General features: G+C 46.9%; 16 protein-coding genes. 2 read left to right on the top strand and 14 right to left on the bottom strand.

From position 1 onward, the window contains the following. Positions 1–141: 141 nt before the first annotated feature. The 6 genes from moaD to GNE05_RS07555 are packed head-to-tail and all read right to left on the bottom strand — an operon-like array spanning position 142 to position 4,308. Complete coding sequence (moaD, locus tag GNE05_RS07580) at positions 142–375, bottom strand: molybdopterin converting factor subunit 1 (protein WP_007409633.1); 234 nt, start codon at positions 373–375, stop codon at positions 142–144. Continuing rightward, positions 372–842: a molybdenum cofactor biosynthesis protein MoaE gene (locus GNE05_RS07575; RefSeq protein ID WP_021493751.1), complete on the bottom strand. Its 471-nt coding sequence runs from the start codon at positions 840–842 to the stop codon at positions 372–374. Before GNE05_RS07575 ends, moaD begins: the two co-directional genes overlap by 4 nt. Next, positions 843–1,364, bottom strand: coding sequence for a molybdopterin-guanine dinucleotide biosynthesis protein B (gene mobB / locus GNE05_RS07570; RefSeq protein ID WP_029973679.1), 522 nt, complete (start codon positions 1,362–1,364; stop codon positions 843–845). It abuts the gene before it with no gap. Continuing rightward, positions 1,325–2,617 carry a molybdopterin molybdotransferase MoeA gene (locus GNE05_RS07565; RefSeq protein WP_022553413.1) on the bottom strand — a complete coding sequence of 431 codons (1,293 nt, stop codon included), beginning with the start codon at positions 2,615–2,617 and terminating at the stop codon, positions 1,325–1,327. Before GNE05_RS07565 ends, mobB begins: the two co-directional genes overlap by 40 nt. A 17-nt stretch (positions 2,618–2,634) precedes the next feature. After that, entirely contained in the window at positions 2,635–3,654 is a 1,020-nt protein-coding gene (locus GNE05_RS07560) for a molybdopterin-synthase adenylyltransferase MoeB (protein ID WP_007611113.1), read from the bottom strand. 51 nt (positions 3,655–3,705) lie between these two features. Beyond that, positions 3,706–4,308: a molybdenum cofactor guanylyltransferase gene (locus GNE05_RS07555; RefSeq protein WP_014417620.1), complete on the bottom strand. Its 603-nt coding sequence runs from the start codon at positions 4,306–4,308 to the stop codon at positions 3,706–3,708. A gap of 145 nt (positions 4,309–4,453) precedes the next feature. Between GNE05_RS07555 and GNE05_RS07550 the strand changes: the two genes are divergently transcribed. After that, on the top strand, positions 4,454–5,446 hold the full coding sequence (locus tag GNE05_RS07550) for a coiled-coil domain-containing protein (protein WP_021493753.1): 993 nt from the start codon (positions 4,454–4,456) through the stop codon (positions 5,444–5,446). Positions 5,447–5,466: 20 nt separating this feature from the next. Here the strand turns inward: GNE05_RS07550 and rok are convergent, their stop codons facing one another. Together rok and GNE05_RS07540 are read right to left on the bottom strand one after the other, a co-directional pair. Then, positions 5,467–6,063, bottom strand: a complete 597-nt coding sequence (rok, locus tag GNE05_RS07545; protein WP_003154591.1) for a transcriptional regulator Rok — start codon at positions 6,061–6,063, stop codon at positions 5,467–5,469. A gap of 451 nt (positions 6,064–6,514) precedes the next feature. Next, entirely contained in the window at positions 6,515–6,973 is a 459-nt protein-coding gene (locus tag GNE05_RS07540; protein ID WP_014417617.1) for a TlpA disulfide reductase family protein, read from the bottom strand. 287 nt (positions 6,974–7,260) lie between these two features. Between GNE05_RS07540 and GNE05_RS07535 the strand changes: the two genes are divergently transcribed. Continuing rightward, positions 7,261–8,067: a mechanosensitive ion channel family protein gene (locus GNE05_RS07535; RefSeq protein WP_021493755.1), complete on the top strand. Its 807-nt coding sequence runs from the start codon at positions 7,261–7,263 to the stop codon at positions 8,065–8,067. Between the two features lie 33 nt (positions 8,068–8,100). Here GNE05_RS07535 and GNE05_RS07530 read toward each other — a convergent pair whose 3' ends face one another. The 6 genes from GNE05_RS07530 to GNE05_RS07505 form a co-directional block, all read right to left on the bottom strand. Next, positions 8,101–8,346, bottom strand: coding sequence for a YkuS family protein (locus GNE05_RS07530; RefSeq protein WP_003154596.1), 246 nt, complete (start codon positions 8,344–8,346; stop codon positions 8,101–8,103). Between the two features lie 60 nt (positions 8,347–8,406). After that, positions 8,407–9,531, bottom strand: a complete 1,125-nt coding sequence (locus GNE05_RS07525; RefSeq protein ID WP_017417680.1) for an N-acetyldiaminopimelate deacetylase — start codon at positions 9,529–9,531, stop codon at positions 8,407–8,409. Between the two features lie 70 nt (positions 9,532–9,601). After that, complete coding sequence (gene dapD / locus GNE05_RS07520; protein ID WP_007409623.1) at positions 9,602–10,312, bottom strand: 2,3,4,5-tetrahydropyridine-2,6-dicarboxylate N-acetyltransferase; 711 nt, start codon at positions 10,310–10,312, stop codon at positions 9,602–9,604. Between the two features lie 81 nt (positions 10,313–10,393). Continuing rightward, positions 10,394–10,849 carry a flavodoxin gene (locus tag GNE05_RS07515; RefSeq protein WP_014417614.1) on the bottom strand — a complete coding sequence of 152 codons (456 nt, stop codon included), beginning with the start codon at positions 10,847–10,849 and terminating at the stop codon, positions 10,394–10,396. A gap of 26 nt (positions 10,850–10,875) precedes the next feature. After that, positions 10,876–11,769, bottom strand: coding sequence for a WD40/YVTN/BNR-like repeat-containing protein (locus GNE05_RS07510; RefSeq protein ID WP_160182632.1), 894 nt, complete (start codon positions 11,767–11,769; stop codon positions 10,876–10,878). After that, complete coding sequence (locus GNE05_RS07505) at positions 11,759–12,232, bottom strand: flavodoxin (RefSeq protein WP_012117440.1); 474 nt, start codon at positions 12,230–12,232, stop codon at positions 11,759–11,761. Before GNE05_RS07505 ends, GNE05_RS07510 begins: the two co-directional genes overlap by 11 nt. Positions 12,233–12,270: the final 38 nt, after the last annotated feature.

Here is a 12,270-nt window from a genome sequence, read left to right as displayed (position 1 = left end):
GAAGGCACTGTCTTCAGCCTATTCATCTAATCAAAACCGTCTCAATCACAAATCCCTTTAAATCCCATTTAGATATTCTCTGGAATTCAGCGCCTATATACAAAAAAGCCGGATGTCAATGATGCACATCCGGCTCTTTTTTCACCCTCCGCTTACAGGAGGGATAAAGGCAATGGTATCACCTTCTGTTACGATGCTGTTGTCTTTTACATATGTTTCATTGATTGCGATCATGGCATTGTCAATCGTCTGAAGTCCGTACCGTTCCTTTAACAGTGTTTTTACAGCAGACGCCGCCGTCTCTTTTTCGTCAAGTTCAATGACCGGTGTTCCCGCCTGCTCCGCAAGCCCGGCAAACAATAGTACTTTAATCATCGCGATTCCCCTTTATCCAAATCCGGTTCTCCGTTCGGATAGGGCGTTGTTTCCAGCTGATCGCCTATCCATTCTTCTCCGTCTTCCCAGATTTCTTTTTTCCATATCGGCACAATCTGTTTTATCCGTTCAATTGCATATTCATTCGCCTCATATGCCGCCTTTCTGTGCGGTGAAGACACGGCGATTACGACCGCTGCTTCTCCGATATCAAGGACGCCGACACGGTGTGTGATTGCAGCTTCGGCTCCTTCCCATTTCGCACTGATTTCATCGCCGATTTGAGAAAGCATTTGAACAGCCATCGGTTCATACGCTTCATATTCGAGCCGTACCGTCCGCCGTCCTGCAGTCCACTCTCTGACCGTGCCGATAAACGTTGTGATGGCGCCGGCTTCACGCTTTTCAACTTTTTTTACGATATTTTCCGCAATGATAGGTTCCCTTGTAATTTGAAAACGTTCCATTTATGCAGATTCCCCTTTCAGCTGCGAAAGCACAAACATAATGGCAGCCGGATCATCCGCATGGAATACGGGCATGCCTGCATCTGCCGGCATATGCTCCATATTTCTGCTGATAACCGCGATCACGCGCTCCAAATGTTTGAGCTTTTGCCAATCTTCGCTGTCTTTGATCATAATGATTTTCGGATGCGGCGCATGTTTAAATCCCTCTATGAGAAGACCGTCAATTCCCAGACATTCATACAGACTGATCAAACCCGCCAGATCCCATTTTTTTCGCGCCGTAAGCTGCAGGACGCCGTCCCCTTCTACTGCCGTAACCGCGGCTCCGGCTTTTGAAAAACGCTCCGAGTCTTTTCCGTCAGAAAAAGGTTCCGGTTCTCCGCCATGTCCGTGATGTTTTAAACATCCAATATCGCACTCTTTCGGCGCCGCTTTCAGCACACGTTCAATAAACGTTGTTTTACCGCTGTTTTGAAAACCTACGATCTGGACGATCGGGAAAGAATTGACCACGGCCATTCACTTCCATTCTCATCACGGATGAGGAGCACGTGAACCGTCCGGCCCGCTTCATACCCCCTCGTTCCTCCCGGCAGAAGGATAAACGCGTTTGCTTCGGCTAGAGATGTGACTGAACTTGATTTGTCGAGACCGACCGGTGACGCCATCATCTTTCCGTCCTTATGATAAACAAATGCCCTCACAAATCTCGTAAACGGATTCGGCTTCGGAAAGTCGTTTGTTAACACGGCTTCCGCCCATCCGGAATGAGGTTTTTCATTCAGAAGCCACGTCTGAATCATCGGTTTGACAAACAGGGTGAATCCGACATAACATGCGGACGGATTGCCTGAAAGGCCGAACAGCAGCATGTCATCGGCCCGGGCGACAGTTGTCACGCTCCCCGGGCGCATTGCCACTTTGTTAAAAAGAACTTCCGCTCCGAGCTTATTATAAATGTCTGGAAGGAAATCAAAATCGCCGACTGACACGCCGCCGGTCGTGATCAGAAAATCAACTTTTTTCATAGCTTCCTTCACCGCAGCATAGCTGTCATCAAAATCATCGGAAATTTTCCCTAAGTTCATCGGTACCGCGCCCGCTTCAATGACCTGGGCATACACCATGGCAGCGTTGCTGTTGCGGATTTTCCCCGGCTCAAGCGGATCGCTGACATGAAGAAGCTCGGTTCCCGTTGCGATAATGCCGACAACCGGCTTTCTGACCACGGGAACGGAAGCATAGCCGAAGGTTGCTAAAAGAGCGGTTACGCCCGGCGTGATTTTCGTCCCTTTTTTTAATAGCGAGCTGCCCTTTTTCGCATCTTCTCCTTGATATGAAATATTATCACCCGCATGAAAAGGGCGTTTCACTGACATGTAATTCGTCCCGTTTTCAGAAAACGTTTTTGTCAGTTCAAGCATCACTACGGCATCCGCGCCTTTTGGAATCTGCGCACCCGTCATAATGCGGACCGCTTCATAAGGCCCGAGTTCTTTTTCTGACACGGCGCCGGCTCCGATATGGTCAATGACTTCAAAGGTGACGGCATTGTCACGGGAAGCCGTTTTTGAATCGCTCGCCCTGATGGCAAACCCGTCATACGGGGAACGGTTAAAGGCCGGCACATCATGATCCGCCTTAACATCCTCCGCCAAATAGCGGTGGAGACTGTCCTCAAGCGCCACCCATTCGGTATCCCCCTGTTTTTTATACCGGCTCACCCGGCGGACTGCTTCGTCCACCTGAATCGGCGTTCTTTTTTCAAGCATAGCAATATCTCCCCTTCCTACAGTCCGATCACTCTGGCCAGAACTGAATTTGCTTCTTTTATATCGTTTGTACCGTGAATCAAAGCCCGTCCGTCCTGAAAAATAACGATTCTGAAGCGCTCATACGCCATGTGCAGCAGAAATTCATTTGCTTCCACTTTACCGATCTGCTTCAGACGTTTGACAAGCTCTTCTTTATCCAGCCTCTTTAAGGCTTCCGATCTGATTTGAACGGTGTCTCTTCCGCACAGCACGCTTGCTTTCGGCCTGTTTTCAGGCTGCAGATACGGATATACGGGCTCCGCGCCGCAGGAAGGGCAATGATCCCGTTTGATCTGATCCACATTTATGCTCATATTGGTGTTATTCCACACGTCAAACGTGAAAAAGCGCCGATTTACCGCCGCATGATTTCCTGTCAGCAATTTCAGCGCCTCAGCCTGCTGATAAGCGGAAACGATATGAACCGCCGGAGGTATGATGCCTGCTGTATCACATGTCGCTCCGCCCACGGGCATTTGCTCAAACAGGCAGGATAAACACGGCGTAACCCCCGGAATAATCGTCATGCACATTCCCTGACTGCTGACACAGGCACCATAAATCCAAGGTGTTTTCGTTTTCAGCGCCAGATCATTGATGACCATTCTCGTTTCAAAATTATCTGTCGCATCCACGATGCAATCCGCTTGTTCGATCAGCGGTTCGAGCGTTTCCGCCGTACCTTCCGCCGCGTAAGCATCGATATGTATATCACTGTTTACCGCCAAAAGACGCGCCTTGGCCGCCATTGCTTTCGGCAGGCGCTGTCTCGCGTCTTCTTCTGTATACAGCTGCTGTCTTTGTAAATTGCTCCATTCCACATAATCCCGGTCAATAATCGCCATACGGCCCGCTCCGGCTCTTGCCAAACCCTCTGCCGCGGCTGTTCCGAGGGCTCCGGCTCCGACAATCAGGACACTGCTGTCAGCCAGCGCCTGCTGCCCTTTTTCCCCTATCGGCTTAAATCTTGTCTGCCGCGAATAGCGCTCTTCCATCTGTGTTGTCCCCTTGCATTTTTATTTCCATCATACCATGTTTCTTCCCGATCAGTCCTGATTTGAAGACTCGACATGCGCCAAAAGTCTGGTGTAATCGTCCCGTGTGTTGATATTAGCGAACTCCTCCGGCCCGGCGCCGATGTCTTCAGCCTGCACATAACAGACAGACAGCCGTTTCAGCGTGTCTGTCATTTTCAGTTTGTTTTGTGTCAGCTGATCAAAAAGCACATCCTGCACCCGTTTATGGTAAACCGCCAAGAGGGGATGCTCTCTGTTTTCACAAACCGGTATGACAGCGTCCAGATTTCCGGTCAGCTTCATTTCTAGTGCAGCCATCGTCTTTCTTGTCACGAGCGGCGTGTCACAGGATATGACCGTGTATGTTTCGCCTTCCGTTTGTTTCATTGCCGTATATATGCCGGCCAGCGGGCCCATTCCCCGAAACCGCGGCTCATCGGCAAAAACATGCCGCTCCCTGTTTGATAAGAACTTTTTTATATGCTCAGGGCGGCTGATAATTACCGTTTCTCCGCCGCCGAAGGCTTTTTTCGCCTGTTCATAAAACATGCCGCCCTTCCACTTTGCAAAAGCTTTCGGTTCTCCGAATCTTCGGGAAGCTCCCCCCGCTAATATTACATTCACCCGTTTCATGTCATCTCTCTCCCATTCTATATAAAAGCATAGCAAACGCCTCAGCCGAAATACAATATTACGGTGCTTGTCTGTTTAATTAAGAGGAATAGCCGTTGATCCTTTCCCATATTGTAGTGTTAACATCATGAGGGAGATGGTTCTTATGAAAATATCCGGTCCGTTTTTCCACGACACTTCTCAAGAGAACCTTTACTTGAAATCCGAACTTTCCAGATGCAGAAAATTAATTTCAGAATTTGAAGCAAGCTACTTCCATCAGAAAAATAATAAGCTTCAGGAGGAAAACGCCAATATTAAAGAGCGGCTTCACAAGCTTTCTGACGAATTGGAAGCCATGGCTCAAAAACACAAACAGACAAGTGACACGGAACGTTCTTTGCATGAAATCAGAGCCGGGCTGCTCGATAAAATCGTCATTCTGCAAGAACTGCTTCAGCAGGAAACGTTTCGGCGGAAAAATGAGATGGAAGAAAAGCACCGTCTGCATCTTACAAATGTAAAATTTGAAGAAGAAAATAAAAACTTACATACCCGCATCCGCTCACTTGAGACCGCCATTCAAACTGAACGGACTTCTCACGAAGATATGAAACAGCGTTATCATGCCGCTGCAGACGAAAATACCCGGCTCCAAACACAAATGATAGAAAAAGAATACCAGCTCAAACATATTAAAATAGAAATTAATCATATGAGAGATCGAATACTAGAAACAAAAGAACGGCTTGTAGAAATAGAAAAAACGAAAGAAAAGTTATTTCAAGAAACCATTCTTTCGTATAAACGGCAGCTGGACGAAAGTGATGCTTGGATTGCCGGCCATTTTGCTGATATTGACAGCCGCACGGCGGAACCGGCGGAACAAGCTCTGGAAATCCCTTCTGTTTCCAAAGAGACTGTTCAGGCAGAAGACTTGCTTAAAGCCGTTACCGAACAAGTCATCTCCCTGCAAAAACAATTTGTACAATCAGAGTCCCGCGATCAGTCGTTTGATGAAAAACTGGATGCGTTGAAAGAACGTGCTGACGGCGAAAAGCCTTTCCAAAAATATGTCGTCAAGCTTGAAAAAAAGCCTGGAAAAGATGCGTCACTTCCGCAGAATAAGCGGGAAAACGCAAAAAAACTGCTTGAGTAACGCAAGCAGTTTTTACTGTTTTATTCAGCAGCCGTATCATTTGCCGTTTCTGCTGTTTCCTGAGAAATTTCTCCCTCAAGAATATATTGGCCGCGGTATGGTTTTTTCACTTCCGGATACATTTTAATTAAGCTTTGCATAAATGTTGTCATATTAGGAATTTCAAGGCCGCTTTCCTTTTCAATTTCCTTTTGCAGTTCGGAACTTTTGATCGCTGCATTGTGGCGTTTCAACGTTTTAATCGCTGCTTCGCGCAGTTTTGCCGCTTTTGATCCCGGTCTCGCCGTCCCTCTTCTTCTTCTTGTAGAACCGTCCGGAATGCCGGCGGGAAGAGACGTAATAGACTGCATCTGCGGCTGGGAGGATTGAGGCTGTGTCTGCGGCTTTTGATAGCTTCTCATTTCCTGTGCTGCAAGCTCTGCAAGCACCGGGAGAGAGTCACTTTTTTTCTCCGGACGAAACTCTTTTTTTGTATCGGACAGGCTGCCTGTATTGTCTAATTCTCTCAGTTTTGCATATATTTTATCACGTTCTATTTGATATTCACGAATGACTTTTACCTCTGCTTCGTTTAATTGTTCTAAACGTAAGCGCAGCGCTTCTCTTTCATTAAACATGTGTAAAACCCCCTGTCAAAAATTTAAACGCTTTTATTAAGATATTAGATTACAAAAGTAATTTTATCAACTATTATTTTATCATTTTACTATTTTATTTACTCTATGAAAAATTGCTTATTTTCTGAAAATGGTACTTTATATACAAAAATCCTTATCATATAGGGGATTCTGGACAAAGTTCCAATTTATTCAACCATTTCAAAATATAACTTGAAATTACTTGTTTAATGAAAATTAGCGTGATATCTACAATTTTCGACTATAATATGTAAAAGATAATGATACGGATAAAACAAGCGGTACAGCGTGTTTACGGCTGTTTCTCTTATTTTTTAAGCCACACATGTCATATTGGAATTTTTTATCCAATAGGCACAAAAAAACCCTGTTACCTAAACGGCAAAGGGTTTGCGGAACCGAGACAATAGTCCGACGGAGATTGTCCCGATTACTCAGAAGCCTGCTCCGTTTCTGAAAGTACTCGGCTGACGCGTTTTTCAAGCATTTTCATCCCGCTTCCTCCCGCTTGAAAATGGCGGAGCTGTCCGCTTTTATCAAAAACGTAATAAGCCGGCACATATTCATTTTCAAATGCTTCAGTCAGCGTATGATCGCTGTCGACGTAAATCGGCTGAGAGATATCATGTTCAGCCGCTGTTTTCTTGATTTTCTCAAGATCAAGATCGTCTTCGGAACGGGGCATGTGAACGGCCACCACATTCAGCTGATCTTTATATTTATCACGAAACCCGTTCACCTCAGGCATCGCTTCTTTACACATGCGGCAGCTGGCGGACCAGAAGTGAATCAGTGCCGGCTTTCCGCCGACCAGCTGTTCCTTCGAGACTTCTCTGTTAATCCATGCTTTAGCGCCTGTCAATTCAGGCATTTGCTGACGTAATTTCATCTTATTTCCCTCCTTACGAAAAAGGTTTTTTGCCGGGGCTTTCAGTCCGCCGGGCAACGTTCTCCTGTTTTCCCTCCAAAGGATATGATTTGGCTGAATCACCATGTTAAAATGAGTGTGGCGATTCCTTAGTTCATATCTTCACAAAAATGATGATATTGAAACCGGGCAATATGAACAAATCATAAATGAAATAACTGATTTCTATTAAAAGGTTTATTTTATTTTAAAAACGGGTATATCACTTTTAGCTTTTTCCGCAATAGACTTGAAAGGAAGACATCACTATGATTGATCTAAAACACTTTGATTGGGCCGGGCTTCTCACATCTGCCGGGATTTTCATCATAAAGCTGGCTCTCATTATTTTAGCGTATTTTATTTTCCGGACGGCAGGAAAAAAGCTGATCAAGCATCTGTTTCAGAAATTCGAGCAACAAAACAACCTCTCTACAGGCCGCGCTTATACTTTGCGAAGCCTGGCGCTTAATGTATATGGATACATCCTGATTTTCGTTTTTATCGTAATGATTTTGGATTTATTTCACTACAATCCGAGCGCTCTCATTGCCGGCGCCGGCGTGGTCGGTCTCGCAGTCGGCTTCGGGGCTCAGGGGCTTGTCAGTGACATCGTCACCGGATTTTTTATCCTTTTGGAAAAACAGATCGACGTCGGTGATTATATTACGGTTGCCGGCTACAGCGGCATTGTCGAGCAGGTCGGTCTCCGTACGACGCAAATCCGGAGCTTTGACGGCACGCTTCACTATCTTCCCAACCGGGGCATTACGAATGTGAGCAACCATTCCCGCGGAACGATGCAGGCGCTTGTCGATATTAAAGTGCCGCTTGAAAAAAATCTTGATGAAACCATTCAAATCCTGCAAACCGCGTGTGACAAAGCAGCCGCTGAGCTCCCGCAGATTAAGGAAGGGCCGGACGTCATCGGGGTTCAGGATTTAAGCTCGTCAGAAATGGTGCTCAGAATCATTGCCAAAACAGAAAATATGGAGCAATGGCGGGTTGAACGCGTACTGCGGAGAGAAATGAAAATCGCGCTCGACCGTTTTAAAAACGCCGCTTCCGCCGAATAGAAAAACCGAAGCGTAAGCTTCGGTTTTTTCTTTTTAATGAAATTTTTTTTCCACTTCGCTGCAGATTTCGTCGGCGGTCATTCCGGAAGCCGTAATGACGGGAGCCTGAGTTGACGTATCGGCAATTCCTTGGACATTGCTGTCAAGTCCGGTTACGACACAGCAGTCACAATTCTTCGCATCCTCAGGAGTCTTCATCATCACTACGTCATATCCTTTTTGTTTTAACGCCTGTTCTACATCCGATAAAGATTGTTCAATTCCAATTTTTTTCGTCATATTGAACACCTCCGTTATGTAGAATGCTCAATTTTTGTTAGATTATTCTTCTTTTCGGATTTAATTGGCATACTTCGAAAAATATCCGACCATGACATTTACCGCGGTTTCCATCGCATCTTCATCCGGATTCAGCTTTGCGTGATGAAGCCCGTGGGATGAATCGGCCCCCAGCCAGAACATAAAGCCGGGATATTTTTTCAGCATATATCCGAAATCTTCTCCGGTCATCGCTTCTTTCGCCGTTTTCACGTCAGCAAGCTGATGATCGCTGACAAATTGCATAAATTCTTCGGTCAGGCCGCTCGTATTATAAACTTGATGATAAACGGACGGATATGTAACTTTTCCTTTGCATCGGAAGCCGATTTCAATTCCTTTGACAAGCTCTTCAATCCGCTTTTTCACCATACGCATTGATTCCTCGGAAAGCGTCCGGATGGTTCCCTCCAGATGAGCATGCTCTGCGATGATATTTTGCGCCGTGCCCCCGGTAATCGTTCCGACAGTGATCACAGCGCTGTCAAGCGGATCCGTATTTCTGGATATGACCGTCTGCAGCTGCGTGACAAGCGTGCTCGCGGCGACGACCATGTCGTCTGCTGTATGCGGATATGCCGCATGCCCGCCTTTCCCCTCGAGATCGATGACGAGTTCGCTCGTATTGGCAAACAGCAAGCCGCTTTTGGTGGAGATTGTGCCTACAGGAAGCTCAGGTGCTATATGGAGAGCGGTAATCAAATCCGGCGTCCATTTTTTCAGCACATCGCTTTCAAGCATCGGTTCCGCTCCGCCCGGTCCTTCTTCAGCCGGCTGGAATAAAAAGAGCAGATCATGTTTGACGGGATGATGGACAAAATGATCAATAATGCCGAGCGCGATGGTCATGTGCATATCGTGGCCGCATGCGTGCATAAAACCGGGGTGTTCAGATGCAAACGGAAGCCCCGTCTGCTCTTCAATCGACAGAGCGTCTATATCCGCTCTGTAGGCGAGCATTTTTTCCGGAGCCGTGCCGTTGACTTTGACAAAGATGCCGGTTCTCCAAGTTTCGATTTCAATTCTTTCCTCCGGATATTGGTTCAATAGATTCAGCAGGTACTGTTGGGTTTTATATTCCTGAAAGCCGATCTCCGGAATGCGGTGCAGATCTCTTCGGATGGCAATGAGCCGCTCTTTTTCCATATGTATTCCTCCTTGAGATAAGAATAAGGCGTGGATTTTATCATCCACGCCCATTCTATCAAACCATTCCTTACAGCTGGCGTAATTCCTGTTTGATTTCTGTTTTGCCTTTTGTTTTTTCATCGATATCTTTGATTTTTTTCGCAGGTGTTCCCGCTACAACGGTATATGGTTCGACATCGTTCACAACGATGGCTCCCGCAGCGACAACCGCGCCTTTACCGATTGTTACGCCTTCAAGCACAACCGCATTTGCGCCGATCACAACGTCGTCTTCCACGACAACAGGCTTAGCGCTAGGCGGCTCAATAACGCCCGCTAATACAGAACCCGCTCCGATGTGGCAGTTTTTGCCGACAGTCGCGCGTCCGCCGAGAACAACGTTCATATCAATCATCGTACCTTCGCCGATGACTGAACCGATATTAATAGACGCACCCATCATGATAACGGCATTGTCGCCGATTTCGACTTGGTCGCGGATAATAGCGCCGGGCTCGATTCTCGCTTTAACATCTTTTAAATCAAGCATCGGGATCGCAGAGTTGCGGCGGTCATTCTCAATGACGTAATCCTCAATTTTGTCTTTGTTTTCTTCGATTGCGCTTTTAATTTCAGCCCACTCGCCAAAAACGACGCCGGATTGGCCGTTCAGGAATGTTTTAGCGGAATCGCCAAAGCTGATTCCTTCGAGATCGCCTTTTACATACACTTTTACAGGCGTTGATTTTGTACTATTTTGAATAAATGAAATAATTTCATTTGCATCCATCATTTTCATATGTATTGTCCTCCTCTGATTTTCTACCTCATTACTGTAACAAAGGAAGGATACAAAGACAAGAAAAAAAGGAACAAGCCTTTATTCTGCCGGCTGGCTGCACAGCGCGGCAAACTGTCTTCCGAATTCCCGGAGCTCTTCTTCCTCACTGCCCTCAGGGTTGTTTTCAATTTTGACCGACGGCAGCACCACCCGCCCGCCGCGGGCCGTGATTACTTTTTCCAATTCGTCAACCGCTCCGCAAAAAAACTCATAGGACGTATCTCCGGAACCGAACAAAGCAAATGTTTTTCCCGTAAACTCCAGGTTTTCCATATCTTCAGCAATATCGAGCATTTCATCAGGAAGATCCCCGTCTCCCCACGTATATGTGCCTAATAAAATATACTCGTAATCATTAAAAAGTTCGGCATGAATATCCATCGCTTCATATCTGTCTACGGATGCTTGTGCTTGGATCAGCCCTTTTTCAATTAAATCCGCCATCGCCTCGGTGTTTCCTGACATTGTAGCGTAAACAAGCAGTACATTCCCCATCTTCGTCTCTCCTTTATGCATAAAAACTAATGTGCGAGCCGAACCGCCTCATACGGTCTGACAAACTTACTTTCGTAAAGGCCCGCGCAAAAAAAGTTTTCTTCCCGGTTTGCCACCCGCCATCCGTGACCGCGGATCGTATCAAACCACTTTAATTCACCGGCGGCGAGATCAGCTTGATAAATACGCGAAAATCCGTTTTCGTCCTGTGACGATGTGACATAAATAATCCCGTTATCCTCAGAAACGTCGAGAAATGATTTTTCCCGTACGGCGGGCCCGGCTGTAATGGCAAACTCCTCTTGCGTCCGCACGTTTCGGACGGCAAACTCCCCCCGTTCTCCCTTTGCCGCGCCCTTTACTGCAATGAGCCAGTCATTCTGATACATCATCATTGAAGCCGTCATGCGCTGTCTTTCGCGGCTTATACGCCGGATGCGGTCTTCCGTCAGATCATACGCCCAAATGCCGCCATGATTCATATGAATCCGGGTACCGATATAAATCGTCTGACCGTGTAAACAAAGCGAACGGATCACAGGCGGCTCCTTTAATTGTGAAAAGGGCTTAGCCACATGCCAAGTGACACCGAAATCATCAGATAAGTAGAGGCAGTATGTGCCGTGCGCACAGACAAACCCGTCATTCCGCCCGGCAACGGCCCATACGGAGGCGCTGGTCGGAAATCGGGAGGCCGTCCAAGTCTTTCCCTGATCGGCTGATCTGAGGACGGCGCCTTTTTCTCCAGCCGCGAATATGTAGGGCCCTATGTAAGTCAGCACATGAATCCTGCTTTTCACTCGGAACAGCCTTTTCCAGCCTTCTTCCGCGGAAAAATGAAAAATACCTTCGTCTTTCACCGCGACAAAATATCCTGAAGTCACTGATGCCATGACAGCCGTCGCGCCTTTATGAAACATGGCACCGGTCTCCGTGGTGAGCGGCCCATGCAAGAAAACCGCGGACAAATTCTTTGCAGCATTCCTGATCCTCAGCCGTCTCGGGCGCCAGCTCGATTTTCAGCGTTTCCGGATATAAATTGGCTCCGGCCTGTTCAAACGCATCGCAAAACAGCGTGACCGCTTCGCAAAACTTCGGGTAGGCGTGATCGCCTGAACCGAAACAGGCCGTTTTCAGTCCGTTGAGCTGGCTGTGCAGAATATCTTCGTAAAAATCTTCCGCTTCGTAAGGAAGATCACCATCCCCCCATGTGTACGTGCCGACAAAAACATAATCATATGCTTCGAGAGAATCCGCATCTGCCTCATCCATGTCGAGACAGTCAACTGCTATCTGATGCCCGCTCAGTGTTTCTTTTATAATGCCGGCAATATCCTCTGTATTCCCCGACATGCTTGCGTATATCATTAATGCTTTCTGCATATGATCACCTCGTAATTGATAATGATTTTCATTAACAT

The organism is Bacillus sp. AM1(2019) (genome assembly GCF_009906915.1).
Lineage (GTDB): Bacteria > Bacillota > Bacilli > Bacillales > Bacillaceae > Bacillus > Bacillus velezensis.
This window is presented reverse-complemented; position numbering and strand designations above follow the sequence as displayed.

What these genes read in the sequence shown, in the direction of transcription:
- moaD (WP_007409633.1), bottom strand. Translation starts at nt 375, where the DNA reads ATGATTAAAGTACTATTGTTTGCCGGGCTTGCGGAGCAGGCGGGAACA.
- GNE05_RS07575 (WP_021493751.1), bottom strand. Translation starts at nt 842, where the DNA reads ATGGAACGTTTTCAAATTACAAGGGAACCTATCATTGCGGAAAATATC.
- mobB (WP_029973679.1), bottom strand. Translation starts at nt 1,364, where the DNA reads ATGGCCGTGGTCAATTCTTTCCCGATCGTCCAGATCGTAGGTTTTCAA.
- GNE05_RS07565 (WP_022553413.1), bottom strand. Translation starts at nt 2,617, where the DNA reads ATGCTTGAAAAAAGAACGCCGATTCAGGTGGACGAAGCAGTCCGCCGG.
- GNE05_RS07560 (WP_007611113.1), bottom strand. Translation starts at nt 3,654, where the DNA reads ATGGAAGAGCGCTATTCGCGGCAGACAAGATTTAAGCCGATAGGGGAA.
- GNE05_RS07555 (WP_014417620.1), bottom strand. Translation starts at nt 4,308, where the DNA reads ATGAAACGGGTGAATGTAATATTAGCGGGGGGAGCTTCCCGAAGATTC.
- GNE05_RS07550 (WP_021493753.1), top strand. Translation starts at nt 4,454, where the DNA reads ATGAAAATATCCGGTCCGTTTTTCCACGACACTTCTCAAGAGAACCTT.
- rok (WP_003154591.1), bottom strand. Translation starts at nt 6,063, where the DNA reads ATGTTTAATGAAAGAGAAGCGCTGCGCTTACGTTTAGAACAATTAAAC.
- GNE05_RS07540 (WP_014417617.1), bottom strand. Translation starts at nt 6,973, where the DNA reads ATGAAATTACGTCAGCAAATGCCTGAATTGACAGGCGCTAAAGCATGG.
- GNE05_RS07535 (WP_021493755.1), top strand. Translation starts at nt 7,261, where the DNA reads ATGATTGATCTAAAACACTTTGATTGGGCCGGGCTTCTCACATCTGCC.
- GNE05_RS07530 (WP_003154596.1), bottom strand. Translation starts at nt 8,346, where the DNA reads ATGACGAAAAAAATTGGAATTGAACAATCTTTATCGGATGTAGAACAG.
- GNE05_RS07525 (WP_017417680.1), bottom strand. Translation starts at nt 9,531, where the DNA reads ATGGAAAAAGAGCGGCTCATTGCCATCCGAAGAGATCTGCACCGCATT.
- dapD (WP_007409623.1), bottom strand. Translation starts at nt 10,312, where the DNA reads ATGAAAATGATGGATGCAAATGAAATTATTTCATTTATTCAAAATAGT.
- GNE05_RS07515 (WP_014417614.1), bottom strand. Translation starts at nt 10,849, where the DNA reads ATGGGGAATGTACTGCTTGTTTACGCTACAATGTCAGGAAACACCGAG.
- GNE05_RS07510 (WP_160182632.1), bottom strand. Translation starts at nt 11,769, where the DNA reads ATGTTTCATAAAGGCGCGACGGCTGTCATGGCATCAGTGACTTCAGGA.
- GNE05_RS07505 (WP_012117440.1), bottom strand. Translation starts at nt 12,232, where the DNA reads ATGCAGAAAGCATTAATGATATACGCAAGCATGTCGGGGAATACAGAG.